28 protein-coding genes are annotated in these 26,556 nt (G+C 63.1%); 11 read left to right on the top strand and 17 right to left on the bottom strand.

What is annotated here, in order from left to right:
* Positions 1-610: 610 nt before the first annotated feature.
* Positions 611-1,606 carry a HoxN/HupN/NixA family nickel/cobalt transporter gene (locus tag AC3D25_RS25705; RefSeq protein WP_488892154.1) on the bottom strand — a complete coding sequence of 332 codons (996 nt, stop codon included), beginning with the start codon at positions 1,604-1,606 and terminating at the stop codon, positions 611-613.
* A gap of 325 nt (positions 1,607-1,931) precedes the next feature.
* Here AC3D25_RS25705 and AC3D25_RS25700 point away from each other — a divergent pair, with 325 nt between their 5' ends.
* The 5 genes from AC3D25_RS25700 (at position 1,932) to AC3D25_RS25680 (ending at position 5,973) form a co-directional block, all read left to right on the top strand.
* On the top strand, positions 1,932-2,966 hold the full coding sequence (locus AC3D25_RS25700) for a fatty acid desaturase (RefSeq protein ID WP_488891305.1): 1,035 nt from the start codon (positions 1,932-1,934) through the stop codon (positions 2,964-2,966).
* Between the two features lie 18 nt (positions 2,967-2,984).
* On the top strand, positions 2,985-3,806 hold the full coding sequence (locus AC3D25_RS25695) for a phosphate/phosphite/phosphonate ABC transporter substrate-binding protein (RefSeq protein ID WP_488891304.1): 822 nt from the start codon (positions 2,985-2,987) through the stop codon (positions 3,804-3,806).
* A gap of 98 nt (positions 3,807-3,904) precedes the next feature.
* A complete protein-coding gene (locus AC3D25_RS25690) occupies positions 3,905-4,897 on the top strand; it encodes a luciferase-like monooxygenase (RefSeq protein ID WP_488891303.1) in 993 nt (330 codons plus the stop codon).
* Between the two features lie 229 nt (positions 4,898-5,126).
* A complete protein-coding gene (locus AC3D25_RS25685; RefSeq protein ID WP_488891302.1) occupies positions 5,127-5,345 on the top strand; it encodes a hypothetical protein in 219 nt (72 codons plus the stop codon).
* A 307-nt stretch (positions 5,346-5,652) separates the two neighbouring features.
* Positions 5,653-5,973 (top strand): H-NS family nucleoid-associated regulatory protein, encoded by a 321-nt coding sequence (locus tag AC3D25_RS25680; protein ID WP_488891301.1) that lies wholly within the window; start codon positions 5,653-5,655, stop codon positions 5,971-5,973.
* A gap of 246 nt (positions 5,974-6,219) precedes the next feature.
* Here the strand turns inward: AC3D25_RS25680 and AC3D25_RS25675 are convergent, their stop codons facing one another.
* Complete coding sequence (locus AC3D25_RS25675; RefSeq protein WP_488891300.1) at positions 6,220-6,783, bottom strand: carboxymuconolactone decarboxylase family protein; 564 nt, start codon at positions 6,781-6,783, stop codon at positions 6,220-6,222.
* A gap of 252 nt (positions 6,784-7,035) precedes the next feature.
* Between AC3D25_RS25675 and AC3D25_RS25670 the strand changes: the two genes are divergently transcribed.
* On the top strand, positions 7,036-7,170 hold the full coding sequence (locus AC3D25_RS25670; RefSeq protein ID WP_488891299.1) for a hypothetical protein: 135 nt from the start codon (positions 7,036-7,038) through the stop codon (positions 7,168-7,170).
* 112 nt (positions 7,171-7,282) lie between these two features.
* Here the strand turns inward: AC3D25_RS25670 and AC3D25_RS25665 are convergent, their stop codons facing one another.
* Together AC3D25_RS25665 and AC3D25_RS25660 are read right to left on the bottom strand one after the other, a co-directional pair.
* Complete coding sequence (locus AC3D25_RS25665) at positions 7,283-7,600, bottom strand: hypothetical protein (RefSeq protein ID WP_488891298.1); 318 nt, start codon at positions 7,598-7,600, stop codon at positions 7,283-7,285.
* Positions 7,601-7,852: 252 nt separating this feature from the next.
* A complete protein-coding gene (locus AC3D25_RS25660; protein WP_488891297.1) occupies positions 7,853-8,560 on the bottom strand; it encodes a MipA/OmpV family protein in 708 nt (235 codons plus the stop codon).
* 234 nt (positions 8,561-8,794) lie between these two features.
* Here AC3D25_RS25660 and AC3D25_RS25655 point away from each other — a divergent pair, with 234 nt between their 5' ends.
* The 3 genes from AC3D25_RS25655 (at position 8,795) to AC3D25_RS25645 (ending at position 11,256) form a co-directional block, all read left to right on the top strand.
* Positions 8,795-9,022: a DUF2964 family protein gene (locus tag AC3D25_RS25655; protein ID WP_488891296.1), complete on the top strand. Its 228-nt coding sequence runs from the start codon at positions 8,795-8,797 to the stop codon at positions 9,020-9,022.
* A gap of 1,131 nt (positions 9,023-10,153) precedes the next feature.
* A complete protein-coding gene (locus AC3D25_RS25650; RefSeq protein WP_488891295.1) occupies positions 10,154-10,558 on the top strand; it encodes a helix-turn-helix domain-containing protein in 405 nt (134 codons plus the stop codon).
* A 101-nt stretch (positions 10,559-10,659) separates the two neighbouring features.
* Positions 10,660-11,256 carry a hypothetical protein gene (locus AC3D25_RS25645; RefSeq protein WP_488891294.1) on the top strand — a complete coding sequence of 199 codons (597 nt, stop codon included), beginning with the start codon at positions 10,660-10,662 and terminating at the stop codon, positions 11,254-11,256.
* A 57-nt stretch (positions 11,257-11,313) separates the two neighbouring features.
* Here the strand turns inward: AC3D25_RS25645 and rhaS are convergent, their stop codons facing one another.
* The 6 genes from rhaS to rhaM are packed head-to-tail and all read right to left on the bottom strand — an operon-like array spanning position 11,314 to position 17,275.
* The gene (gene rhaS, locus AC3D25_RS25640) at positions 11,314-12,333 is read right to left on the bottom strand and encodes a rhamnose ABC transporter substrate-binding protein (protein ID WP_488891293.1); all 1,020 of its coding nucleotides are present in this window, start codon (positions 12,331-12,333) and stop codon (positions 11,314-11,316) included.
* A gap of 59 nt (positions 12,334-12,392) precedes the next feature.
* Entirely contained in the window at positions 12,393-13,418 is a 1,026-nt protein-coding gene (locus AC3D25_RS25635; protein ID WP_488891292.1) for an ABC transporter permease, read from the bottom strand.
* A complete protein-coding gene (locus AC3D25_RS25630) occupies positions 13,411-14,448 on the bottom strand; it encodes an ABC transporter permease (RefSeq protein WP_488891291.1) in 1,038 nt (345 codons plus the stop codon). Before AC3D25_RS25630 ends, AC3D25_RS25635 begins: the two co-directional genes overlap by 8 nt.
* On the bottom strand, positions 14,445-15,968 hold the full coding sequence (locus tag AC3D25_RS25625) for a sugar ABC transporter ATP-binding protein (RefSeq protein WP_488891290.1): 1,524 nt from the start codon (positions 15,966-15,968) through the stop codon (positions 14,445-14,447). Before AC3D25_RS25625 ends, AC3D25_RS25630 begins: the two co-directional genes overlap by 4 nt.
* A gap of 44 nt (positions 15,969-16,012) precedes the next feature.
* Positions 16,013-16,903, bottom strand: a complete 891-nt coding sequence (locus AC3D25_RS25620) for an amidohydrolase family protein (protein WP_488891289.1) — start codon at positions 16,901-16,903, stop codon at positions 16,013-16,015.
* 57 nt (positions 16,904-16,960) lie between these two features.
* The gene (rhaM, locus tag AC3D25_RS25615; RefSeq protein WP_488891288.1) at positions 16,961-17,275 is read right to left on the bottom strand and encodes an L-rhamnose mutarotase; all 315 of its coding nucleotides are present in this window, start codon (positions 17,273-17,275) and stop codon (positions 16,961-16,963) included.
* A 136-nt stretch (positions 17,276-17,411) separates the two neighbouring features.
* Between rhaM and AC3D25_RS25610 the strand changes: the two genes are divergently transcribed.
* Positions 17,412-18,362, top strand: a complete 951-nt coding sequence (locus AC3D25_RS25610; RefSeq protein WP_488891287.1) for a LysR family transcriptional regulator — start codon at positions 17,412-17,414, stop codon at positions 18,360-18,362.
* Here the strand turns inward: AC3D25_RS25610 and lra1 are convergent.
* The 5 genes from lra1 to hfq form a co-directional block, all read right to left on the bottom strand.
* Positions 18,349-19,131: an L-rhamnose 1-dehydrogenase Lra1 gene (gene lra1 / locus AC3D25_RS25605; RefSeq protein ID WP_488891286.1), complete on the bottom strand. Its 783-nt coding sequence runs from the start codon at positions 19,129-19,131 to the stop codon at positions 18,349-18,351. The genes AC3D25_RS25610 and lra1 overlap by 14 nt on opposite strands.
* Positions 19,132-19,141: 10 nt before the next feature.
* Positions 19,142-20,320: an L-rhamnonate dehydratase gene (gene rhmD / locus AC3D25_RS25600; protein ID WP_488891285.1), complete on the bottom strand. Its 1,179-nt coding sequence runs from the start codon at positions 20,318-20,320 to the stop codon at positions 19,142-19,144.
* A 28-nt stretch (positions 20,321-20,348) separates the two neighbouring features.
* Positions 20,349-21,668, bottom strand: a complete 1,320-nt coding sequence (locus AC3D25_RS25595; protein ID WP_488891284.1) for an MFS transporter — start codon at positions 21,666-21,668, stop codon at positions 20,349-20,351.
* A gap of 108 nt (positions 21,669-21,776) precedes the next feature.
* Positions 21,777-22,529 carry an SDR family NAD(P)-dependent oxidoreductase gene (locus tag AC3D25_RS25590; protein ID WP_488891283.1) on the bottom strand — a complete coding sequence of 251 codons (753 nt, stop codon included), beginning with the start codon at positions 22,527-22,529 and terminating at the stop codon, positions 21,777-21,779.
* A 104-nt stretch (positions 22,530-22,633) separates the two neighbouring features.
* On the bottom strand, positions 22,634-22,936 hold the full coding sequence (gene hfq, locus AC3D25_RS25585; RefSeq protein ID WP_488891282.1) for an RNA chaperone Hfq: 303 nt from the start codon (positions 22,934-22,936) through the stop codon (positions 22,634-22,636).
* Between the two features lie 426 nt (positions 22,937-23,362).
* Here hfq and AC3D25_RS25580 point away from each other — a divergent pair, with 426 nt between their 5' ends.
* Positions 23,363-24,217 carry a helix-turn-helix domain-containing protein gene (locus AC3D25_RS25580; RefSeq protein ID WP_488891281.1) on the top strand — a complete coding sequence of 285 codons (855 nt, stop codon included), beginning with the start codon at positions 23,363-23,365 and terminating at the stop codon, positions 24,215-24,217.
* On the opposite strand, the gene AC3D25_RS25575 is transcribed toward AC3D25_RS25580, so the two are convergent.
* Positions 24,214-26,079 carry an ATP-binding response regulator gene (locus tag AC3D25_RS25575; RefSeq protein WP_488891280.1) on the bottom strand — a complete coding sequence of 622 codons (1,866 nt, stop codon included), beginning with the start codon at positions 26,077-26,079 and terminating at the stop codon, positions 24,214-24,216. The two genes, AC3D25_RS25580 and AC3D25_RS25575, sit on opposite strands and share 4 nt — an antisense overlap.
* The gene (locus AC3D25_RS25570) at positions 26,049-26,555 is read right to left on the bottom strand and encodes a putative pterin-binding protein (RefSeq protein WP_488891279.1); all 507 of its coding nucleotides are present in this window, start codon (positions 26,553-26,555) and stop codon (positions 26,049-26,051) included. Before AC3D25_RS25570 ends, AC3D25_RS25575 begins: the two co-directional genes overlap by 31 nt.
* Position 26,556: the final 1 nt, after the last annotated feature.

The raw sequence follows: 26,556 nt of genomic DNA, 5'->3' as shown, positions 1-26,556 counted from the left end.
ACCAAAACCAAACAAACCGACCGCGGTTGTTGGATGTGTCCGTCGTCCGAGTGCAGCGAGGATGGAACTGACAGGTGCTGTGCCAAAACCAGAGAAGCCGAGTTAGCCTGGTCAGCTTGCGCGCCTATCCGCGAGGTTATTCGTGGTGGACACTTAGACGGATAAGCTGCTTTCTTTGGTTACTTTCTTTGCAGCAGCAAAGAAAGTGACTGCTGCCGCGCATAGCGGCGAGCTAATAGACCTACACGAAAGCAAGTTCACAAGAAGCGCGTGCAAACAAAAGCAAACGGCACGAGAAAACCAGAACCCGATGCTGCCGCGCACAGCGACGCGCTAATAAACCGGCGCGAGAGCAAGTTCCCAAAAAGCACAGGAAAACAAAAGCAAACGGCACCAGCAAACCAAAACCCACCGCTGCGGAGCACAGCGACGCGCTAATAAACCGACACGAAAGCAACCCAAAAAGCACAGGCAATCAAAAGCAACGGCGCCAGCAAACCAAAACCCCTGCTGCCGAGCACATCGACGAGCCAACAGGCCCACACGAAAGCAAGTTCCCGAGAAGCGGAACAACATCAAACGGCGTACCTCAACCCGACCAACCCCGCCCTCACCGCGCAACCCCCTGATCGAGCTCATCGTACCGACGCCATTTATAGATCGCCGCAGAAACCACCCAAGCCACAACAAACACCCCGACGATCAAATACCCGAGCGTGCCGAAATGCTCCGACAGCGCGCCGACCACGTCCCAAACCCCGCCCTTGAGCTGCAACTTGCCGGCGATCAATCCCAGCGCCTCAATCCCGCCGATCAGCACCGCGATCACCACCGAAATAAGCGTGACGGTCAAGTTGTAGTAAAGCTTGCGGATCGGCTTCATGAACGCCCACCCATACGCGCCGATCATCAGCATGCTGTCGGCGGTATCGACGAGCGACATGCCCGCCGCGAACAGCACCGGAAACACGAGTATCGACCACACCGACATGCCGCGCGCCGCTTCCGCCGCCGCGATGCCCATCAGGCCGATCTCTGTTGCCGTATCGAAGCCAAGGCCGAATAGCAGCCCGAGCGGATACATATGCCAACTTTTCGTGATGAGCCGGAACAACGGCTTTAACAGACGCGAAAAAAACCCGCCGCCGCTCGCGAGCAGATCGAGATCGGCCGCCTGATACGGCTCACCCCGGCGCACGCGCTTGAACGCCTGCCAGACGCCGTGCAGCACGATCAAATTCATCGCGGCGATCGCGAACAAAAACAGCGCCGACACCGATGTGCCGATCACCCCGCCGATTTCCTTGAAATCCGCGAGCCGGCCCTGCATTGCGAGCGCGGTCGCGGCGATCAGCGCGGTCGCGATCAAGACGACCGTCGAATGGCCGAGCGAAAAGAAAAAGCCGGCGCCGAGCGGACGGCGGCCGGCCTGCATCAGCTTGCGGGTGACGTTGTCGATGGCGGCAATATGGTCGGCGTCTACCGCGTGCCGCAAACCCAGCGAATACGCGAGCAGCGCGGTGCCGAGCAGCACCGGGAAATGCCGGAACGCGATGAAAGCCCATGCCCAGGCAAGCAGATTGACACCGACGAGCGCGCCGAACATCCAGAGTGCCTTGCCCGAAAACCGGCCCGTATCGCCGGATCGGGTCGTGATCGGGCGGATTGTCGCGAAGCCGGGCGGAGTTTTCATGCGAGTGCGGAAAATTGTCAAAGGCCTCAAGAATAACGTGCTTTGGCCCCATGACAATAAATCGAACGAGTGCGGAAAATTATCAAACATTCCAAGAAAAGGCGTGCGTTGGCCTCGCTGCACCGCCAAGCCTCATTTCGATATTCCCCGATTCGGCAGAACGTTAGCGGCAATCGTTGGTTGGGCGGCCCGGCGCGCGTGGCTACCATGCCGGAACGCCTTGTTTTGCCCGATTTCTATGCCCGTCTATCTCGATCCAGCCCAGCAGAACGAACTTCAGCGGATGCGCGCGACCTGGCGCGGCCGCACGCAATGGCCCACGTGGCTACTGATCGCGACGATTTACGGCGGCTGGTTTGGCGTCGCGGCGAACGCGCGTGCGATGGGACTCGCGCTTGCGCTCCCGGTGCTCGCGGTGCTGTCGTGCTGGTACATGTCGCTGCAGCATGAACTGCTGCACGGCCATCCGACCCGTTTTGCATGGCTCAACGCGCTTTTCGGTCTCGCGCCGCTTGCCGTGTTTTTTCCCTACGCCGTGTATCGCGAATCGCATCTGCGTCATCACGACGACGCGCACCTGACCGATCCCGATCTCGATCCCGAGAGCTACTTCGTGTCCGCGCAACACTGGGAGCGCGCCGCGCCGCCGGTCCGCCTGCTGCTGCGGGCGCGCAACACGTTTATCGGCCGCGTGGCGATCGGTCCGTGGTTTTCGGTGGCGACCGCGCTCGCCGATGGCGTCGCCGCCGTGCGGCGCGGCGACTGGCGCGCGGCGGCGAGCTGGGCGTTTCATCTCGCCGCGCTCGGCGCGCTGGCCGCGTGGCTGCAGACGCGCTGCGGCATCGGCTGGGCGGCGTTGGTGTTCGGCATCGGCTATCCGGCGCTCGCGCTCGGCACGATTCGTTCGTTTCAGGAACATCGCGCGGCCCGCGAAGTCGGCGAGCGCACGGTGATCAACGAAGCCGCGTGGCCCTGGCGTCTGCTTTTTCTGAACAACAATTTCCACGCCGTGCATCACGCGCTGCCGGGCGTGCCGTGGTTCGACCTGCCAGCGGTTTATCATCGGCGGCGGGACGCTTATCTTGCGCACAATGGCGGTTTTATCGTGCGTGGGTATCGCGAATGGCTGCTGCGCTTCGCCGTGACAGCGGTCGCGCCCGCGCGTCATCCGCTCGACAATGCGCCCGAACCCCTGCTCGACCTTCATCACGACGATGCCATCGATACCACTCGCCGCGCCTGGAACGATCGCTCGGCGCGCCTTGCCGGATAAAACAGGAGGCCGCGCGGCATGAAACGCGTCGCCAGCCTGCCGATGTACAACGTCACGCCCCTGCTACGCGACGGCTGGAACGCGCTCCTCGCCGACGTCCTCGCACGGCTTGCGCCATGGTTCGGCGCGCTCGGCGACACGCTCGCGATCGCGCCGCCCGCGCCCGGCGAGCCGCTCGCCGCGTACTGGTTACGCGACGATCTCCTCCTCTCGCAAACGTGCGGTTATCCGCTCGTTCACGCGCTGGCGGGCCGCGTGCGCGTGGTCGCAACGCCCGTATTCGATATCGACGGCGGCGAGCACGGCGCGTATCACAGCGTGATCGTGGCCGGCGCGCACGTCGATGCCACGCGAATCGCGGATTGCCATGGCCTGCGCGCCGCCTATAACGACGACGATTCCAACAGCGGCATGAACTTGCTGCGGCACACCGTCGCGCCGTTCGCGGAAGGACGGCCGTTCTTTTCGTCGGTGCTGAAAACGGGTGCGCACCTCGCCTCGCTTCATGCGCTCGCCGTGGAGCGGAATGCGGATGTCGCCGCCATCGACGCCGTCACGTTCGCCTTCGTGCGCGAGCATTTACCGGAACTGGCGGCGCTCGTGCGGGTGATCGGCCGCACGCGGAGCGCGCCGGGCCTGCCGTTGATCGCGTCGAATGCGTTGCCGGACGAGGCGATCGGCCGGATCGCCCAAGCACTCGACGACGCCGTACGCGATCAGCCCGCACTCGCGCGCCAGCTCAAACTGCGCGGATTCGCTCGGCTTCCGGCGAGCGATTACGGCGTGATCGGCGATATCGAGCGCGAAGCGATCGCGCTCGGCTATCCGCGGCTCGCGTAAAGACGCAACGGCCGCGATCGGCAGGAAATGCCGAGTTTCGGCACAATCGTCCTTTAACCCGCGCGGCGCTCCCGTCGTGCGACGTTCTGGACGCCGTGATGATTCCCTTTTCAGTTCTCGATTTATCTCCGATTCCGGCCGGCGCAACCGCCGCCGACGCCTTCCGCCATTCGCTCGATCTCGCGCAGCACGCCGAAAAATGGGGCTACCTGCGCTACTGGCTCGCCGAACACCACAACATGACCGGCATCGCGAGCGCCGCGACATCGGTCGTGATCGGCCATATCGCCGGCGGCACGAAGACCATTCGCGTCGGCTCGGGCGGCGTGATGCTGCCGAATCACGCGCCGCTCGTGATCGCCGAGCAGTTCGGGACGCTCGCGTCGCTGTTCCCGGGGCGGATCGATTTGGGCCTCGGCCGCGCGCCCGGCACCGATCAGACCACGGCACGCGCGCTGCGCCGTGATCTGCAAGGCAGCGCGGACAGTTTCCCCGACGACGTGGTGGAACTGCAGCGCTATTTCGCCGATCCGGTCGAAGGCCAGCGCGTGCGCGCGGTGCCGGGCGCGGGCCTGAACGTGCCGATCTGGCTGCTCGGGTCGTCGCTATTCAGCGCGCAGCTCGCCGCCGCGCTCGGGCTGCCTTTCGCGTTCGCATCCCATTTCGCGCCCGATTATCTGCTGACCGCGCTGGAAGTTTATCGCGCGCAATTCCGGCCGTCGAAGACGCTCGAACGCCCTTACGCGATGGTCGGCGTGAACGTCTTCGCCGCCGATCGTCAGGAGGACGCCGAACTGCTTTTCACGTCGCTCCAGCAGCAGTTCATCAATCTGCGGCGCGGCACGCCCGGCCAGTTGCCGCCACCCTCCGCGCAGATCGCGTGGAGCGAGGCCGAGCGCGCGGGCGTCGAGCACTCGCTCGCGTGTTCGGTCGTCGGCGACCGGGCGCGCGTGGAAGCCGGGCTTGCTTCGCTGATCGAACAAACGCAGCCGGACGAACTGATGGTCACCGCGCAGATCTTCGATCACGCCGCGCGCCTGCGTTCGTTTGAAATCACGACCGAAGCGCGCGAGGCGCTCGCCGCGCGTTGAATCGGCAAGGCGTCCGGCGACGCGTGCGATGCTGGACGCGCATCGTTTTGGCAAGCAATAATGAGGTGGAGGGCGCGATGGCCGCACGCAGCATCGCTGCGTCTGTCACGCCCGCACCGCCTAGTCGCATGCCCGGTTTTTGTGCATCACGCGGCATGGGGACACCAGAAAAACGACACTGCAAATCAGACTGGAGAACGCGATGCCGAGAAGTCCCGCCACAGGATCGATGACCTTGCTGACGGAGCGCGATGAAGCAACCGGTCAGGAATTACGCACCTTGCGTCTGGAACCGGCCGCCGACGGCAAGGCCGTTCTTTTAATCGAAGTCGATGAACGCAAGGCGGGAATTCATCGCGAGGTCCGCTATGAAATCACGCCGGCGGAATTGATTGCCGCGATTCGGGCGCACGGAGCGGAATTGCCAGGCGAACAACATAATCGCTAAAATGATTTAGCGCTTACAATAGCGCGCATTGAGATATTTGCCGCGCCTTGGCGCGACCGGCCGGGTCCACACATTTCCGTGACATGCGCGCATCGTTCGCATCGACCCCAGCCACGCATGAGCCATCCGCGCGACAACGCCCTTTTCAGCGATTCACTCGAAAAACGGCGATTGCGGTATTACACTAATTGACGAGCGGTTCGCCGCACGCCACGCTTTGTGAAACTCATTTCAATTCATCGAGCCGCCCGGTCCGCGCGGGATTCCGGCTCGCCTAGCAGAAAGTAAAAGCTGAATCAGGACAGCCGTGGACGAAAGAAAGCGAGACAGCATCATTGCCTATTTGCGCAGCCGTATGGCTGAGTTCGGCATTACCGAAACCGCGCTGGCCGAAGCACTGGCCGATACGCCCGTTCCCGAACCCGCCATCGCTTTAAAAAGCAATGGCGCGAACACGCAAGCCAAGCGTGCGTTACCCACCATGCCTCAAATGCCCGCCACGCAGAATGGCGCGACGCCTGCATTCAGAAATGCGAGCGGCGATACCTGGGACGGCATGGGCGATATGCCCGAATGGCTGAAGCGTGCCGTACACGCCGGGCAGGATATCGAGTTTTATCGGGTTTGACGGATTCGGCCGATTCGACGATCGGCGGGATATTGAGTTACGTTATCCGTCTGATATTCCAGGTAATGCATCGGCCGAAATGGCCGGTTTGTCGGGTTTTGTCGGGTTTTGTCCATCTCGGACGCGCAAATCAAATTCATTGTTAATCCTGGACCGCTAACGCTCGGCCTCGGGATCTTCCGGCATGAGCCGGCGGCGCGAGCTATTGCCTGACGCACGCCATCCGCGCGATTTCCGGCACGCCGTTTATTCCTCGAACGGCAACGTGTCCTGCCCTTCTGCGCGCATGCCGAACACGTTCAGCGTCATCGCGACCATCGCGTAGTAGCCGAGCAATCCCGTCAGGTTGACCACGACCGTCTCGCCGAAACGTTCGATGGCGCGCGCATACGTGGCATCGCCGACGCGCTTCGTTTCGTGCAACTCCATCGCGAACGCGTGGACGAGGGCGTCGTCGGCGGCGTCCGCGTAATCGAACGCAGGTGTCTCGCCGACGCGAATCGCTTCCGCGACATCCGCCGGCACGCCGGCTTCCAGCGCGATCGGATGATGAATGAACCACTCGCCCTGCGAGCGCCAGTGCGCGGCGGTCACGAGAATTGCGAGTTCGGAAAGCCGCAGCGGAAGTCCCGTGCGATAACGGCAGAATGCGCCGAGCCGCTGTGCATGTACCGCGAAATCGGGGCTTCGGATCCACGCGAGAAACGGCCCGTTCAGATTGCCGCGCGGACCGCTCAGGATTTCTTCGAGAACGGTGCGTTGCGCGTCGGTGGCGTTGGGGATATCGAAGGGCGGAAGGCGTTCGGTCATGGTCGTGTGCGAAATGATTGGAAGCCGGTTTCATCGCAGAAGAAAAATCATAACCTCGCCGCGTGCGGGATCGCCCATGCAAACGCGCCGCGCGCTTTGATCTGATGAAATGGGCGGCACATTCGCCACTAAAGTGTCGTTCTCACGCGACGCCATGTCGTCCGGATTGCTAACTGGCGCGTTAGACTCCTGATGCGCTGAAAAGCGTATCGCCTCTTGCTTTCATTCCTTTCGATCATCAGGGTTTCATCCATGCACAACGCACTGAAAAAAGCGCTCGCCGTCCTTATCGTGGCGTCCTTCGCCGTCCCCGCTGTCTCGTTCGCGAAGACGCATCATCACCATAAGCATCCGCCGGCAAAGCACGTCAAGCACGAAGCGCATTGATTGCCTCAGGCGCATTGCGAACGCGGCACGCCGCGATCGCAATGAAAAAAGCGGCTGACTTCCAACGAAGCCAGCCGCTTTTTTTTGTGCCCGCGAAATACGGGCATCGTTTCTATGGACGCATTTCCGCTGGCGGCGTACCGAGCCATTTGATATCGCCGTCCGGCACGAACGCTTCGGTTTTCGTCGCCCAGAAGATCCGCACGCCATTGGGCACCTTGCGCCAGCAACCCACCGGCGCCTGTTGTCGCGAATCCGTCGTGAACGCGATGGGACCTTTGCAAAAATCGAGTGTGGAGAGGTCGTCGTTCAGCATGACCGTTCCCTGTTCAGAACCCTTCGCCGGGATGCTGCCGAGGTTCTTGGCCTCGGCGATGTGACTCAGCAACACGCTACAAGCGACCAACACGACCCACCGTTGAACGTGCATCGCAAATCTCCATTCACAGGGCACCGCACAGGCAACATAAGCCTCGCCGCGTATCGAAAAAACGAGACGAAGCGCTCAATCAGCTTCGGGATAAACCGCGCCAACCGGAAACGTGAAGCACGTCGGCTATACGCGTGCAAGAAAAGTTAGCACACCGATTTCGTGCGCGCATCGGCCGCTCCGCCGATGTTGGCCGCGCGCCACGACAGCGCGGTTTTGCCCATCCCTAAGCGATATTTCGGTTGCAAGCGATCAACGGAATGCATAGGCCACGCCCGCGCCGTAGGTGATCTGATTGCGGTTGCCGCGTTGCGTGACAATCGGACTGTCGGCGGCGGACCCGCTGATGCGCTGGTAGTAGATCATCGCGCCCGCGAACCAGTGCGGGTCGATCCGATAGATCGCGGCGAGCCATCCGGTGACCTGTTCGAGTCCGCCGCTCGGGCTGAATGCGGGCAAGCCGCTCCGCGCGGAGTCGTCCTGCGTGACGCCGAAGTAGGTCTGGTTGAATCCCGCGCTCACCCACGTCGCACCGAGTCCGACGCCCGCGAATACCCGCGAGTGCACCGGCACCCAGGCGCTGCCGTTCAGCGAGACACGGGCGCCGGTGTAGATCGCGCCCGCGTTCGTCACGACACTCATCGACCCGCGCAGCCGATACGGCACGCCGCCCGTGTTGATGTACTCGTAGCCGACGAATCCGCCGCCTTCAACCGTCGTATGCACCTCGTGGATCTGCGCGACGACCGGGTCGTCGACATCCTTGCGTCCGAGCCGCAGCGAGCCCGCCGGTCCCCACTGAAATCCGGTCAGGTCGCCGAAGTTGAACTGGGCATACGGTCCGTACCATTCGAGCAGACGCCCGCCGCCGGTTACGTAACGAAGGCCCGGCACCACGCCGATCATGCGATCCTTGCCGCCTGCGTAGTCCGTCGTCGAGCCAACGCCTAAACCCGCCATGCTGGGCAGTATTTCGGCAGATCGACGGCGCTCGCCATGCTCGTCCGCGCGTTCGCGCAGAGGAGAGCGGCAAGCAAGAGCGAGCGCGCCACGCGGCCGCGCATCGTTCGTCCCGCAGATGAGGCAAGGGTCATCGGTCTGCTCCGGTTACTTGCAAGTCGTGCCGACTATGTTCATCGGCTTTCCTATAATCACTCTTACCGACGCCGAACCATCCACGCACAAGGACACGCCATGAAGCTCAGACACTGGAAATCCGCAGCCGGGCTCGACGAACGCATGCAGGTGCGTAACAAGCTGCGGGTGCTGGTCGCGGCAATCGGCACGCTGGCGGCGGTGTTCGGCATCGGCATCGCGGTCAATGGACTGATCGAGTTCAACAGCAGCAAAGTCATCGTCGGCGCTTGCGTGATCGCGGTGTCCACGGTGACGTATATCGTGATGCTCACGCGAGCCAGCTAGTACCTTTCCGCATGAAGTGAAACCGCTTCGCAAGCGGTTTCAAAAACGGTACGCGATGCCCGCCAGGATTACACCGGTGTGTCGCGGTCGTACCGCGTGACGACGCGATTCCGCATCGGCCGCGCGGCCCAGTGACCGGTAAAACGATAAGAACCCGAGATCGAGACAAGCCCCGAGAATCGATGTTCGCCCGGTCCGCCGACGTGCTTTCGTTGTGTTCGTTCAGCGCCTAGTAAATACCCGCGCCGACGGCGAGTGTCAGGTCCAGGTATTCCATCAAGCCACTGCGATATTCGAATGCACCGCCGAGCGCGCTGTCGGATGTATCGCCGTTCACGAGGGTCTTGCCGAGATAACGCGTGACCTCGTTGTCCGTGACGCGGCGCGTAGCCGGATTTCACACATGGTCCCCGATAATGCCGACATGCGCATGGACGCACGCGGCCCGCCGCGACGGCGCAACCACGACGTACTGCGAGAAAAGAACGGCGAATAAAGTACGCTTTCTCATTTAACGTTCCTGACTCAAGGGAACGGCACCGCTCATGCCAAACGGAACGGTCATCGGCAATAAAACGCCGCTTCCGGCCCGGCTTACGGCGGTTAAAGCGGGCGCATAAAAATTACGAATGCCGGATCACGGCGCGAGATTCAGCGGATTAATCGGTTCACAGTCCGCCCTCCCTACTTTCGGATCGCAGATACGCGAAGGGACCGTCAGCGCGTTTGCTGGCGCGCGTTCGGGGACAAGGATGCCGAACGAGGCTTAAGACAGCACAACCTTACAGCGTTTAAAAGATGCTAACAAACGTGTCTTCGATTTGCCAGGAAATTTTTTTGGCAAACGCAATTATGGAGCGTTTCGTTTCACGGAAAAGCGCGTTTAATTCCCGCAATAAAACCCCGTAAATAGAATAGTTACGAGAGAAAATCAAGACTGAAAATTTATCTATTTCTCTTCCGAAAATCGAACAAAACGATTATTGATAGCTAACACGCCGCTTGCATCTTTTATCCGCAAGCGGAATAACGCCGACTACAGCGGCCCAAAGCAGATTCCGTTTCGACACGACGACAGCGCGCGGCGGCCAGCGTCCCAGCGCGCTCCCGCGACCATCACCGAGCGCGCAGATGCCAACGCAGCCCGACAACCTGCCGACCGTTGTGCGACGTATGACCGCCGGGCGAATGATCCTGGATGGCGCGACCGACATGCAGGTGGCCGACCATCTGCATCTCTCGCGGCAGACGGTCAAACGGTATCGGGCGATCGTCGAAGCGGACGGACTCGATGCCTTGAAGCAATTGGGCATCGGCGGGCGGGTTTCGGTGCTCGATGAAAACGCGCTCAAGTGGATTGCATCGGCGCTACAGGACTCGGCGCGCGTGTACGGTTTCGAGAGCGACGCGTGGACGAACGCACGGCTGCGATCGGTGATTGAAAAGAAGTTCGGCGTGCGCTTTTCCCGCGTCTACGTGTGGCAGCTCGCCACGAAACTGGGACTGGGACATGTGCTCTCCAAGTCGAAACGCTAGCGCCCGGACGCCGCGTACCGCAACCCATTCGAACGCGCTTCCCGCCCGCGGGAACGCCTTATCGACGCTCATCGAAGAGCGTCTACCTTGAGGGAGTTTCCATGTTGCTCAAACATTCGTCGTTGATCCGCAGGACCGCCATTAGCGCGTCGCTCGCCGCCGCGCTCCTCGCGAGCACGGCTTACGCGCAAACGCCCGCATCCTCGGCCGACGCGGTCGGCGCGGCGGCCATCGCGGAAGTGCAGGCGAAGGTGATCGGCATCGACCCCGCGACGAACAGCGTCACGCTGCAAGGTCCGCGCGGACGGATCGTGGATCTCGCCGTGAATCCGCAGGTGGGCGACGTCGCCAAGCTGCAGATCGGCGATACGCTCAATATCCAGTATCAAAACGCGCTCCTGATCCGCGCGACGAAGGTGAAGTCGAACGGCATTCGCGAACGCGTGGACGAAACAGCGGTCATTCCCGCGTCCGGCGGCGTCACGGCGGCGGCACGCCGCGTGAAGATCCTCGCGACTATCGTGAAGCTGGACCGCTCGAAGCGCACCATCACGCTGCGCGGACCGAACCGGACGGAAAGCTTCCAGGCGGGACCGGATGTCTCGCTTGCCGACCTCAAGGTCGGCGACAGCGTCAGCGCCGAATTCGTTTCGGCGACGGCCGTGCAAGTGCTGCGCGGCGGCGCGCCGGTGAAGTAAGACGAAAAAAAAGACGCCTCGGTACGAGGCGTCTTTTTTCTTAAGCGAAGCGATCGGTCAGAAATTGAATTGATCGATATTGCTGTTATCGAACGTGGTCGGCGGTCCGAGAATGACCTCGCCGCTCTTGCCGACCGTGCGCTTGCCGAGTTTGCCTGCCTCGAACGAATCGCCTTCCTTGCCCGTGATCGTGCCCGACGCGAGATTAGCCGCCGCGAACGCCGCGAGATAACCGAGTTGACCCGGATCCCACAACTGGAACGCCTTGACCGTGCCGTTCTTGACGAACGCGCGCATCTGGTTCGGCGTGCCGAGACCCGTGACCATCACCTTGCCCTTCGCGGGCGACGTCGAAATGTAGCGCGCCGCCGCCGCGATCCCGACCGTCGTGGGCGAAATGATGCCCTTCAGGTTCGGATACGCCTGCAACAAGCCCTGCGTTTCGACGAACGATTTTTGGTCGTCGTCGTTACCGTAGGCGATCTTCACGAGCTTCAGCTTCGCATACTCCGGCTTCTTGAGTTCCTCCTGCATCCACTTGATCCACGTGTTCTGGTTCGTGGCGTTCGGCGTGGCCGACAGAATGGCGAACTCGCCCTCGCCGCCCACCAGCTTCGACAGCAGTTGAACCTGACCACGTCCGATCGACTCGGAGTCCGCCTGATTCACGAAAATCTGCCGGCCGTCCGGCGCCGTGTCGGAGTCGAACGTGACGACCTTGATACCCTGCGCCACCGCTTTCTTCAGATACGGCACGACCGCGTTGGCATCGTTCGCCGCGATCACGATCGCGTCCTGCCGCTGCGTGATAAGCGTGTTGATGTATTGCACCTGCGACGACGCGCCCGCATCCGACGGCCCGACCACCTTGCCCTGCCCGCCCATCTCCTTGATCGCGGCCATGCCGCCGTCGTCGGCGATCACCTCGTAAGGGTTGTTGATCTGCTTCGGTACGAAGGCGATCTTGAGGCCGCTTTTCAGCCCGGCCGCATTCGCGTTCGCGGACATCGCGACGCCCACAGCCAGCAGCGCGGCGCATAGCACCGGTCCGCGTATCGCCTTGAATGGTCTGAACATGCTTGTGTCTCCTGATGTCGCGCGCGGCCCCGCTCGATGCGGAGTCTTCGACGCGCCGGTTATGGAACTTGCTTCGCTTGCGAAAGCGGCTGGGTCATCAGGCGCTTTTCGCGTATTACTCGCCAGCGGGCGACGAGATTCGGTATCAGCACGGACGACAGCAGCAGCGCGCCCGTGACGATGGTAAGCGTTTCGCTCGATACGTCGGAGAGTGTGAGCGCATTGCGCAACACGCCGATGATCAGCAGCGACAGCAGCACGCCGATCATCGAGCCGCGTCCGCCGAAAATACTGACGCCGCCGAACAGCACCGCCGCGATGACGGACAGCTCGAAGCCTTCGCCGTTGTCGCCCCGCGCGCTCGTGAAGCGCAGCGTATAGACGACGCCCGCGAGCGCCGCCATCGCGCCCGACAGCATGAAAAGCCGCAGCTTCGTGCGCGCGACGTTGATGCCGGAAAATTGCGCGGCCACCGGGTTCGAACCGATCGCGTAGAGGCTGCGGCCGAAAGGCGTGGCCTGCAGCAGCACCGTGAACACGATCGCGCCGAGAATCACGAGCGCGAACGGCATCGGCAGGAAAGTCGCGGCGATCGTATCGATACCGAACGCCGTGTACGCGGGCGGAAAATCGGCGATGGCCTGATCGCCGAGCAGCACGTACGCCAGGCCCCGAAACAAAGCGAGCGTGCCGATCGTGACCGCGAGCGAGGGCAAGTTGAAGCGCACGATCACCAGGCCGTTGAGCAGCCCGGCAAGCGTTCCGGCGACCAGCACGATGGCGATCACGAGCGGCATCGGCAAGCCCATGTGCCACAAAACGCCCATCAACGCGCTCGATGCGCCAAGCACCGACGCCACCGAAAGATCGATCTCGGCCGCGACGATGATAAGCGTCATCGGCAGCGCGATCAGCGCGATCTCGGTGAAATCAGCGAGCATGTTCGACATGTTCGCCGCCGACAAAAACACCGGCGACATGACGCGCCCGGCGACGAGCGACACCACGAGCACGATGACGAGCATCGCTTCCCACTGCATGTGACGGCGCTTCGTGGTCGCGAGCGCGGAATCGGGTTTAGCCATGATCGCGTTTCCTCATCATTCGTTTGGCGACCGAGCGCGCGAGCATCGTGTCGAGCGCAATGGCCGCGACAATCAGCGCGCCCTGGATAGCCTGCTGCCAGAACGGCGACACGCGCAGCACGACGAGCGCAATATTGATCACGCCGAGCACCAGCGCGCCGAGCGTGGCGCCGAGCGCCGTGCCCACGCCGCCCGTGATCGCGACGCTGCCCACCACCGCCGCCGCGACCACTTGCAGTTCAATACCCTTTGCCGTGCTCGCATCGACGGTGCCGAAGCGCGCGAGCCACAAGACGCCCGCAAGACCCGCAATCCCGCCGGACAGCAGAAAGCCGATCATCACGCGGCGCTCGGTGCGGATACCCGCTAGCCGCGCGGCTTCCGGGTTCGAGCCGATCGCGTAGTGCTCGCGGCCACCGCGATATTGCTTCAGATACACCGATAACGCGACCAACACCACCAGTGCAATCAGCACGAGGTTCGGCACGCCGAGCATCGAGCCGCTTGCGATCAGCGCGAAGGTATCGGGCAGGCTCGTCGCGTTGATCTGGCCGCCGTGCACCCACGCGTAATCCGCGCCGCGCACGATATAGAGCGTCGAGAGCGTGGCGACCAGCGAAGGCACCTGCCCGAACGTGACGAGCGCGCCGTTGATCGCCCCGATCGCGAGTCCGACGCCGATGCCCGCGAGCATCGCCACCACCACCGGCATATGCGGGAACATCACGAAGAGACTGCCGACCGAATACGCGCTCACGCCGACAATCGACGCGACCGAAAGATCGATATGCCGCATCAGCATCACGACGGTCATGCCCGCCGTGAGCAAGCCGATAATCGCGACATTGAGCAATACGTCCCGCAGATTCTGCAGATTCAGGAAGTCCGGCTTGACCGCCGCGGTCGCCGCGATCAGCACGATCAGCACGGCGAAAAGCGTCGCTTCGCGGCTGCGCAGCAGATCGGCGAAAAGATTGCGGCGTGGTTTGGGTGCGTGCATCGCGGGCATCGTGGAAGTGTGTCGAGTCATGCGGCCCGCCCAAGTTCTTGTGGCGACGCGCCGAGCGCCGCGCTCATTACGCGTTCTTCGTTCGCATCGGCGCGCGAAATATCCGCGCTGATACGGCCTTCGTGCATTACCAGCACGCGGTCGGCCATGCCGAGCACTTCGGGCAGTTCGCTCGAAATCATCAGCACCGCCATGCCTTCGCGCACGAGTTCCGCGAGCGTGCGATACACCTCCGCTTTCGCGCCCACGTCGATCCCGCGCGTGGGTTCGTCGATAATCAGCACCTTCGGGTTCGTCGCGAGCCACTTGCCGAGCACGACTTTCTGCTGATTGCCGCCCGACAGCGTGCCGACGGGCGCATCCAGATCCGATGCCTTCAGGCGCAAGCGGCCACCCCAGTCGGCGGCGAGCGCCGTTTCGCTTTTCGCCGAGATCAAGCCGTGCTTCATGAGCCGCCCGAGCACCGTGAGCGACGCGTTACGCGCGATGCTGAGTTCGAGCGCGAGCCCTTGCGCGCGGCGGTCTTCCGGCACGAGCGCGAGACCGGCGCGGACGGCATCGGCGGGACGTCCGAGCACGAGCGGCTTGCCGGCAATCGTCACCTCGCCTGCATCGACCGGATCGATCCCGAAGATCGCGCGCGCCACTTCACTGCGCCCCGCGCCGACGAGTCCGGCGAGCGCGACGATTTCTCCCGCGTGCACGTCGAACGAAATATTCTTGAACACGCCGTCGCGCGACAGTCCGCGCACCGAAAGCCGCGCTTCGCCCGGCGCGACATCGGCCTTCGGATAGAACGTATCGAGATCGCGGCCGACCATCTTGCTTACGATCGAATCGATCGTCATGTCGGGCGTGAGCGCGTCGAAGACCTTCGCGCCGTCGCGCATGATGGTCACGCGTTGCGTCAAGGCAAACACCTCGTCCAGGCGGTGCGTGATGAACAAAATGGCGACGTCGCGTTCGCGCAGCGCCCGCACGATGCTGAAAAGCCGCTCGACTTCGGTGAGCGACAGCGCGGCGGTCGGTTCGTCCATGATCAGCACGTTCGCGTTGAGCGACAGCGCCTTGGCAATCTCGACCACTTGCTGATCCGCGATCGACAACCCGCGCACCAGCCGCTCCGCCCGCAGATTCACGCCGAGCGAGGCGAGCAGCGTATCGACTTCATGGTTCATCGCGTCGTAGCGGATCCGGCGCAGCCGGTCGCGCGGCTGGCGGCCCATGTAGATGTTCTCGGCAATCGAAAGATCCGCGAAAAGCGTCGGTTCCTGATAGATCACGGCAAGGCCGGCATCGCGCGCTTCCGCCGGATTCGCGAAACGCCGCGCCGTGCCTTCGATCAGCAACTCGCCGGTATCCGGTTGATAAACGCCCGCGAGCAGTTTCACCAGCGTCGATTTTCCCGCGCCGTTCTCGCCGAGCAGCGCATGCACCTCGCCGGGCCAGAGCGCGAGACTGCCGTCGCTCAGCGCGCGCACGCGCCCGAACGATTTACTCGCGTGCCGGAGTTCCAGCCTCGGCTGCGTGATTGTGGTCATGCTCGTCTCCTGCTTTGTACGTGTGTCGCGCGTATTCAATGCGCTCAGATCCGGTAGATGCGTTCCGCGTTGCGCACGAACAGCGCGTCTTTCTCGGCGGCGCTCGCATCCGCGACAATCGACGCATACGCGTTCCAGAGCGCACCGTAGGTCGCGAACAAGCGGTCCACCGGAAAATTCGATGCGAACATCGCGCGCTCGCAACCGAACGTGTCGATGGTTTCCAGCACGTAAGGCCGCAAGCTCTCGACTGTCCAGTGATGATCGAACATCGCGAGACCGCTGATCTTGACCGCGACGTTCGGGCAGGCGGCCAGCGCTTTCATGCCATCCCGCCACGCGCGATATCCGCTCACCGCATTACGATCGACGAACATACCCGCGTGATTCACGACGAACTGCGTCTCGTCGTGCTCGCGTGCGAGCGCGGCGGCCTCTTCCATCTGCGACGGATAGAGTTGCATATCGAACGACATCCGGTGCCGCCGCAACAACGCGAAGTTCTTGCGCCACACCGGGTCGCGCAGATAATGCCGCCCGACGTAGTCGTACAGCGGATCGGCGTGCACGTTCAGAATCTGCCGGATGCCGCGCGTGTTCGCGAATGCCGCGTGCGCTTCGAGCACGGCTTCGGCGTTATCCGCCGATAAATCCGCGCCCGCGACGATGCCGTTCGGCATCCCGCGCCCTTCGCCATCCGCGATGCCTTGCAGCCAGCGCGTCTCCTCCACCGGATCGGCCGGATCGTGATTCGCGTCCACGTGGACCACTTTCAGCACTTCGATTTCTTGTGCGTCGCGCAGCAGATCGGCGAGCAGATAGTCGTGCTTGAGCGCCCTAGCGTCGCCAACGAACGATGTCTGCGGATTCGCGAGCCACGGATAGTGATGCGTCGCGAGATCCCAGAGATGAATATGCGGATCGACAACCTGCATGATGGTGTCCTTTTGCCGCTATGGTCCGGCTCGACGCCGAAGGAAACGAATTTGCGTTCAGGGCAGATGAAAGACCGGCGCGAGCGCAATCGCCTCGGGCGACTTGTCCGCGTTGGTCGTCATCAGGTCCGCCATGCTGTCCCACCATTGACGCATGACCGGCAATTCCGGCAGCGCGTCCATCGTGTGCGTGGGTTCGCGTTTGAGCGTCGCGAAGAGGTGTCCGCTCGTTTCGTCGAGAAAGATCCAGTAATCGTGGATACCGGCTGCACGCAGCGCATCGGCCAGTTCCGGCCAGATCTCACGATGACGCCGCTCGTATTCATCGCGCATGCCCGGTTTGAGGGTCATGCGGAACGCAATTGTCTCCATTGCGGCTCGCCTTTTAATCGTTATTGCCCGAGGTTTTCGGGCTTTGTGCTGCGACTATAATTCGCCAACCGATAACATCACAATCCGAAAGTGGGATTGGCCGATCGCAAAACCGTATCGCTTGCCGGACCGCCGAATGAACCAGAATGTGTCGCAGCTCGCCCTCGTCAACCGACTGAAATTCAAGCACCTCGCGCTGCTCGTCGCACTCGACGACGCCCGCAATCTCCATCAGGCCGCCGACGCCATCAACGTGGCGCAACCGAGCGCGAGCCGCATGCTGTCCGATATCGAGGAAGCGTTCGGCTTCCTGCTGTTCGAGCGCAACGCGCGCGGGATGCAGCCCACTTCGCTCGGCGTCGCCACGCTCGCCTACGCGCGCCGCTCGCTTGCCGACCTGAACCGTTTCGCCGCCGATCTCGAAAGCAAGCGGCGCGGCGGCCACGGCCAACTGACCGTCGGCGCGATCATGGGCGCGGCGCCCGACATGCTCGCGATGGCGGTCGCCGAACTCAAATCGGAACGGCCGCTGCTCAACGTGCGGATTCTCGGCGAAACCAGCGACCAGGTGGTGCAACTGCTGCACCGCCGCGAAGTCGATCTCGCGCTCGGGCGTCTGACCACGCCGCTCCAACACAACGACTTCGACTTCGAACCGCTCGCGCGCGAACAGATGCGGCTGGTCGTGCGAGCGGCACATCCGCTCGCCGCCGACCGTGCGTTGCTGCTCGACCGGTTGATCGCATGGCCGTGGATTCTGCAACCCATCACGAGTCCGGCGCGCGCGCTGTTCGAAGAAGAACTCGCGCATGCCGGGCTGGCATCGCCGACCAACATCGTCGAATGCGCGTCGATCTTCGCGACGCTGCAACTGCTGCAGAACTGCGATGCCATCGCGATGCTGCCGGAATCCGTCGTCCGCGATTATCTGCGCGCGCGGTTGCTGACCGAATTGCCCGTCGAGATCGGCAAGAGCCTGTCGGGTTTCGGCCTGCTGCGGCGCAAATTCGAAACCTTGAGCGAACCCGCGGAATACTTCATCGCGCTGCTGCGCAAATATTCCGCGCACACCGTTACTGGAGATTGACGAACAAGCCGCCGTCCACGAGCAGCGATGCGCCGGTCACGTAGCGCGCCCGGTCGGACGCGAGAAACACGACGCACTGCGCCACGTCGTCCGGCGCGCCCAGACGGCCGAGCGGAATGCGTTTTTCCATGTACGCGCGCTTTTCGGTATCGGCGAGATCTTCGGCGTTCAGGTCGGTCGCGATCGTGCCCGGCATCACGGAATTACAGCGAATGCCGTAAGGCCCGAGCGCGATGGCGCACGATTGCATCAGCGAATGGACGCCCGCTTTCGTCGGCGTGTAATGCGTCTGCATCGCGCCGCCGACGAGCGCGCTGATCGAACTCGTCGCGACGATCGCGCCGCCCGTGCCCTGCGCCTTCATCTGGTTCGCGACCGCCTGCGTCACATAGAACGCGCCGTTCAGATTCACCCCGACCGTGGTTTCAAGCACCTCGGCCGGCATGTCGAGAAACGCGTGAAACGGACAAATTCCCGCGTTGCTGGCGAGCACGTCCACGTGTCCGAACGCTTCCACGGTGCGTTTCACCAGTTCGGGCGCGCTCGCGCGATCCGCGACATTGCCTTCCACCGCGATCACCCGTCGCCCGAGCGCTTCGATCTCGCCCACGACTTCCCCGACCGCCGACAACCGTCCATACGACCGGTCGTTGTCGCCCCAGTAATTGATCGCCACGTCCGCGCCTTCGCGCGCGCACGCCACCGCGATCGCGCGTCCAATCCCGCGCGATCCACCCGTCACGATAACCACTTTGTTTTCGAGCAGCACGTCGTTCACCTCAATGTGTGTAGGGTCGCGTGAGCGTGCATTCCGGATTCAGGCGCACGCCGAAGCCCGGCGTCTCGGGCACCTTCATGCGGCCATTGACCGGCACCGGTTCGTCGAGCAAGAGCGGCGTGAACATCGGCACGACTTCATCGGCTTTCGGCGCCATCATCAGGAACTCGGCGAACGGCGAATTGTGGCGCGTCACGACGAAGTGATAGCTGTACACCGAGGAACCGTGCGGCACGACCAGCACGTTGTGCGCGTCGGCGAGCGCCGAAATCTTGATGAGTTCGGTGATCCCGCCGCACCAGCCGACATCCGGCTGAATGAGGTCGGCGCAGCCCATTTCGAGCAGCATCCGGAAACCCCAGCGCGTCGCCTCGTGCTCGCCGGTCGTCACCATCATGCCCCGCGGCACCGAGCGCCGCAGTTCGGCGTAACCCCAATAATCGTCGGGCGGAAGCGCCTCTTCGATCCACTTCAGGCCGTGCTCGCGCGCGGCATCGGCGAGACGTTTTGCGTAGGTCAGATCAAGGCTCATCCAGCAGTCGAACATCAGCCAGAAGTCGTCGCCGACCTTCGAGCGCATATCCGCGAGCTTCGCGATATTTTTCGCCAGCCCTTCCTCGCCTTCCGCCGGACCGTGCTGCAACGGCATCTTCCCGCCGATAAACCCCATTTCCTTCGCCAGATCCGGCCGCGCGCCGGTCGCGTAGAACTGGAGTTCGTCGCGCACCGGGCCGCCGAGCAACTGAAACACCGGTTCCTGGCGCACCTTCGCGAGCAGATCCCAGAGCGCCAGATCGACGCCGGAGATGGCATTCAGCACGATGCCCTTGCGCCCGTAGAACAGCGTGGCCGCGTACATCTGATCCCACATCTTCTCGATGTCCGTCACGCGCTGGCCTTCCAGAAAGCGCGCCAGATGCTTTTCCACGATAAACGCGCCGATCTCGCCGCCCGTCGTGACCGCGAAGCCGACCGTGCCGTCGCTCGCCTCGATTTCGACGACCAGCGAGCCGAGCACATTGAGCCCGAACGACTGCCGGCTCTGGCGATATTCGGGATAGCGCGCCATCGGCGTGGAAATGTGATCGTCGATCCAGTGATCGGCGCCCTGATCGTGGTAATCGGCGCCGCCGCCTCGCACGGTAAAGGCGCGGACTTGCCGGATGGTGGGCATGGACATGTCGAACTCCGTTTGAGAGATTTGAGATTCAGGACGCTTTGATCGGCTTCGTCTGCGCGTAGCCGGTGAGTTCGGGTTGCCGCACGAACACGAAGATCGCGAGCGCCGCAAGCACACTCGACGCGCCGAGCAGGACCAGTCCGGCGCTCGTCGACGACGCCATGCCCTCGGCGGCGGTGCGGGCCATCGGCGCGACGAATCCGCCGAGGCTGCCGAGCGAATTGATCAGCGCGATGGCGGCAGCAGCGGCCGCGCCGCTCAGGTAGCGCGTCGGAAATGTCCAGAACAGCGGCTGCGCGGCGATAAAGCCGCTCGCGGCGAAACACAGCGCGATTAGCGAAACAATCGGCTGATGCGCCAGTCCCGACACCGCGATTCCCACGCCGGCCATCACGAGCATGGCGATCGCGAGCGGCCGGTGCGCGCCGCTGCGGTCGGCGCGGCGCGGCACGAACCACGTCACCGCGACCGCGCACAGCCACGGAATGGCCGTCACGAGGCCGACCTGCAACCCGACCTTCGTGCCGAGCAGCGCCGCGACCTGCTGCGGCAGATAGAAAATCACGCCGTAGACGGAAAGCTGGATGAGGAAATAGATCGCCGAGAGCAACAGCACACGCGTATCGACCAGCGCGGCGAGCACGCTTTTCGGGCCGTGCGACGACGCGGTGCGCGCGTCGTGACCGATGCGCGCCATCAGCACGTCGCGTTCGGTCGCGGTCAGCCAGCGCGCCTTGGACGGATCGTTATCGAGATACCAGAACGCCCACACGCCCACCGCCGAAGCGAGGCCGCCTTCCACCAGAAAGAGCCACTGCCAGCCCGCGAAACCCAGCGCGCCGTGCAATTCGAGCAACATCCCCGACAGCGGGCTGCCGAAGATGAACGCGAGCGGCGCGCCGAAATAGAACACGCCGAGTGCGCGAGCACGGGCCGATTGCGGGAACCATCGCGTGAGGTAATAGACGATGCCGGGAAAGAAGCCGGCTTCCGCCACGCCGAGCATGAAGCGCAATGCGTAGAACGCGGTGGACGAGTGCGCGAAGGCCATCGCCGCCGACACGAGGCCCCACGTCACCATGATGCGGCACATCCAGAGACGCGCGCCGACCCGATGCAGCAGCAAGTTGCTCGGCACCTCGAACAGCGCATAACCGACGAAGAACACGCCCGCGCCGAACGCGAACGCCGCGTTCGACAGCCCGGTGTCCTGCTGCAGCGCCTTTTGCGCAAAACCGATATTCGCGCGGTCGAGAAACGCGAGGATGTACATCAACAGAAGGAACGGCAGCAGGCGGCGCATGACCTTGCCTGTCGCCGCGTCCTCCGCGATAGCGGGGTCGCTCATGCTTGTCTCCTGAGGCCTTTTTCAGGCACGTCGAGGCGTGTCGGCGCGCGCGGCTTGAGGGCCGCGTCGTGTGTTTATGATTTTGCTTATGCTTTCGAGCAAGCGCGCTTAGTACGTCGCGCGGCCGCCCGACAGATCGAACACCGAGCCGGTGCTGAACGCGCAATCCTCGGAACTCAGCCAGAGAATGAGCGAAGCCGCTTCCTCGGGCAGCAGGAAACGGTTCATCGGAATTTTGGAGAGCATGTAGTCGATGTGCTGCTGCGACATCGAATCGAAAATTTCGGTCTTGGCCGCCGCGGGCGTGACCGCGTTCACGAGAATGCCGCGCGTGGCGAGTTCCTTGCCGAGCGACTTCGTGAGACCGATCAACCCAGCCTTCGACGCGCTGTAGTGCGACGCGTTCGGGTTCCCTTCCTTGCCCGCCACGGACGCAATATTCACGATCCGTCCGTAGCCCGCCTTCAGCATGTGCGGCACGACGGCGCGGCAGGTCAGGTACGGGCCGATCAGATTCACGTCGATCACCCGCCGCCACACGTCCGGCGCCAGTTCCCACGTCGAGCCGTTGCCGCCGGTAATGCCCGCGCAGTTCACGAGCACGTCGATCTTGCCGTGCGCGCCGAGCGCGGCCTGCACGGCGGCTTCCACCGACGCTTCCTCGGTCAGTTCGACCACCGACGCACTGACCTTGCCGAGACGCGACAATTCGCCACGCGCACGGTCGAGACGTTCGCCGTCGATATCCCAAAGCGCGACTTCCGCGCCGGACTTGAGCGCTCGTTCGGCCACCGCGTAGCCGATGCCGCGCGCGCCGCCGGTGATGACAACCGTGCGTCCTGCCAGGTCAATCTGGTTCATCGTGTCTCCTCTGTCGGGTTTGTGTCGCCACTATAGTGGAACGCCAATAGCCGGACAATTCGAGAACACGATGACGCGATAGCGAAACCGGATCGACTGCGTTTTTAGCCCGGACCGCGCTTGTACGCGCCTCGGCCGGCGCCATGTCCGCCAGTACGTGGGCCGCCCGTGCCGGTGCGCGGCGACGACGGCGGCCGTCCCGAATCTTCCTGAATGGTCGAGATCGCGTGCTTGTAGATGGCCTGCGTGACGCCGGCCGATTTCAGCAGCAACACATAATGATCGAACGATTCGATATGGCCGATCAGGCGGATGCCGTTGACCAAAAAAATGGACACCAGCTTTTGCTCATCGCGAGCGGTGTCCAGCAACTCGTCCTGCGCTCGCCGCTTCGCTTCTACGTTCATGTCTGTCGCCGTTGGGTTTGGGGTTATTGCCGGTCGCTTCGCGGCGTTTGCGCGCGCAAAGCGAAGTATTCACTTGCAAAGTATCACGATAAATTCGAACCCGTCGGCCACAGTTCGTCGCGCGGGCGGATGCGATTGCATCAACAGGTTCGAGTTCGCCCGGTTTAGAAGCGCGACGGCGCGGAAGGTTCGCCGCGCAGGACATCAAGCGGGCCGCCAAGCGTAATAAATCTGAACATTGATGCCGCCGTGCGATCGAACCTGTCGATTGATCAGTGCGCGTGAAGCGAAGCGGCGCGCGCCCGTTTACAATGGACGCGTCCGTCGCAAGGCTTGCGCGACCCCGCACTGCGCCGCGTCGCCTATTGGTGCGCGGCGCGCTCTGCGCCCACTCGCGCGTGTCTCTTTTCGGCAGAATCCGGCTGTATGGTCACAGAAACGTCATCTTTGGAATCGCTCTCGGTCGCCGAGCGCGTGCGTGAACTCATGAGCCGGCACGGCATCGGCAAGCGGCAGCAGACCGCGGAACTTTGCCGCATTCTCGACTTAAGTTTTTCGCAGGGTCATCGCAAACTGCGCGGCAATAGTCCTTGGACGCTCGCCCAGATCCGCCGTGTGGCGGACGCATTCGACGAACCCGCGTTGCAGCTTTTCGACGCTAAAAACGCCGTCGCCGACGACACCGAAGGCACCGCGCACGACGCCGTGTTCAAGCTCGGTTCGGTCGAAATTCCGTGCATGGCGTGGGTCGGCGCGCCGCTCGATGCGGGCAGCCGTCCGGATTTCACCGCGCAGAAACTGAACAACCGCTGGCTCATCTGCAAGCATGAAGGCGTGTTGCTGCACGCCGCGTTCGATGTCCACAAGATCGAAATCCTGCCGCGCCGCGCCGACGTCGAAAAGCCGGTGATCGCGGTGGTGGACGACGACCGCGCCTCCGCCGACAACCTGCACGACTATCTTGAACAAAGCGGCTTCACGGCGAGCGCGTTCTACGGACTCGACGCATTCGCCGACGCACTGCAGTCGCAGGTGTTCGACGCCGTGGTGATCGACTGGCTGTTCGGCTCGCACACGTCCGCCGGCGCGATCCGCGCCGTGCGCGCGTCCGACAATCCCGACGCGCCCGTGTTCGTGCTCACCGGGGAACTCACGACCGGCAAGGCGAGCGAGTCGGAAATCAGCGAGATCATCCGCGATTACAACGTCGCGTGTTTCGAGAAGCCGGCGCGTCTCGCGATTCTCGTGGCCGACCTGTCGAAGCGGCTTTTGCGCAGCTAGGGCTCGCCGCGCGGACGCCGCGTGGCGGTGACCGCGCGTTGCAGCGCGCCTTTCAGCACTTCGTAGCGGACCGGTTTCAGCAGGTAATCGAAGAACAGGATGGCCGCGCCCGGATCGACGAGTTCCGGCGCATGCGCGCTCACCGCGATAATCGGCACGCTCGCGCCCGGCGCTTCGCGCGAACGGTATTCGTCGGCGAAGGTGTAGCCGTCCTTGCCCGGCATGTGCAGATCGGCCAGGATTACGTCCGCTTCGTTCGACGCCAGCCACGCGAGCGCCGTGTCCACGTCGTGCATGCCGACGCTCGCATACCCCAGATGCGTCAGCATTTCCATCAGCGACTCGCGGATCGCCTCGTGATCGTCGATCACCAGCACGCGCGCTTTCCTGAGCGGCGGCAGCGCGGCGGTCTCGGCATCGCGTTCGGGCAGCGCGGAGATTCGCGACGCCGGAAAACTCACGCGAAACACCGCGCCTTGCCCCACCTCGCTCGACACTTCGACATGACCGCCAAGCAGATCGGCCAGCCCCCGCACGATCGCGAGGCCCATGCCCGCGCCGTCGAAACGCCGGGTGGTCGATGAGTCCAGTTGCGTGAATTCCTTGAAGATCAGCGGCAATTGTTCGCGCGGAATGCCCGGCCCGGTATCGGTCACGGAAATATCGAGGCGCTCGGCCGAGCACTCGAAACGCACGTCGATCGAACCGGTATCGGTGTATTTGATCGCGTTGGTCACGAGATTCGTGACGATCTGCCGCAGCCGGTGCTGATCGGAATAAAGCGGCCCGCGCTCGCCGATAAACTCGCCGCGCAGTTGCAGCCCTTTCTCGATTGCGCCGGGCGTATTCGCATCGACGATCGATTCCAGCAGCGCCGCCGGATCGAACACGCTCATGCGCAGTTCGAGCTTGCCCGCGCCGAGCCGGGCGTAATCGGTCAGGTCGCGCATCTGCGCTTCCAGGTGCCGCGCGCCGGTTTCGAGCCGCTGAATGACCTTGCGGTCGGCGTCGCTGTGCAGGTTCAGCCCAAGCAATTCCACCGACGAAACGATCGCGTGCAACGGCGTGCGCAATTCGTGGCTGATCATGCCGAGAAACGTGTCCTTCGCGAGGCTCGCCTCGCGCGCGGCGCGCGTCGCCTGATGCTCGGCGTCGAGCGCGGCGCGCTGCTGATGGATCAGCCGCGTGCGCCGGTAGCCGTTCAAAAGCAGCAAAGTGGTCGCGACCGTGGACAGCAGCGCGAGCAAAACGCCGCCGTAGAGCAGATAGTGACGCTTCGTCTCGATGTCGCGGATGATGCCTTCGCGGTCGCCCACGTCCACCGTGCGCCGGCCGTTGGCGAGTTCCGTCACGGCGTCGAGATTCTGCCGCAGCACGCCGACGATACGCAGCGTGTGCTGGCCGCCGTCGCTCGCGGTTTCGGTGTCGCTCAGCGCGGCGTCGAGTTCCTGGCCCATCGACGCGATCGCGGTGCGCAACTGGCGCAGGATTTCTTCCTGCCGGCTGCGCAGCGCGGGATGGTTCGCGAGCATCTCGGTGGACGCGGAAACGATGCCGAGCTTCGACTCCAGAATTTCGAAGCGCATGCGCAGATCGTCCGGGTCGTCGTCGATTCCGTTGCGGTACAGCAGCACCTGGTTCGCGAAGCGGCCATAAGCGACCTGGAACTGCGCGGCGTCCCAGTAGAAGCCGTCGTAAGGCACGACGACCTGATGCGTGGTTTCGCGCACGAGCAGCCCGGAATAGAGCATGTAGCTCACCGCGCCGATGGGCGGCGCGATCGACAACGCGATCAGCGCGGCGTACCAGAGCCTGCGCAGCCAGGGCCGTGTCACTTGAGAATAAGCCCTTTGACCTGCCATACGAATTTCGCGTCGGCGAGCGCGCCCGTCAGTTCGGCCGGGTACGCGTCGCGGGGATAAATCAGGAAAAGCGGGCCGAAATCGCGCACTTTCAGGCGTCGGCCGTCCATGGTGTAGGCGAGAATCGCGCCGTAGCGCACCGCTTCCGCGACGGACACGGTGACCGCGTAGTCGTCGAGCGTGCGCAGTTCCACCTGATCGCCCTTCCCGCCGACGAACTTCAGCACATCGCTCAACAGCGGGCCGGTGAACGTGGCGCGGGGCGTCCAGATCGTGGATGTCGTGATCGAATGGACGGGTAGCGCGAGCAGTTCGGCCCCGGACATGCGATAGACGCTGTGCGCCGCGTCGTTCGTTTTCGCGATCTGGCCTTGGATGTCGAGCGTGAGCGGCGCGGCGCGCGACGCTTGCGGCAGCAGGAAAAAAGGGATTGCGAGCAGCAGCGGCAAGGCAGTCCGGTAAAAAATTTGCATCATG

Source organism: Caballeronia sp. SL1002 (assembly GCF_057814995.1).
Note: the sequence above shows the minus strand (reverse complement) of the source record. Positions and strands in the feature narration are given on the sequence as shown.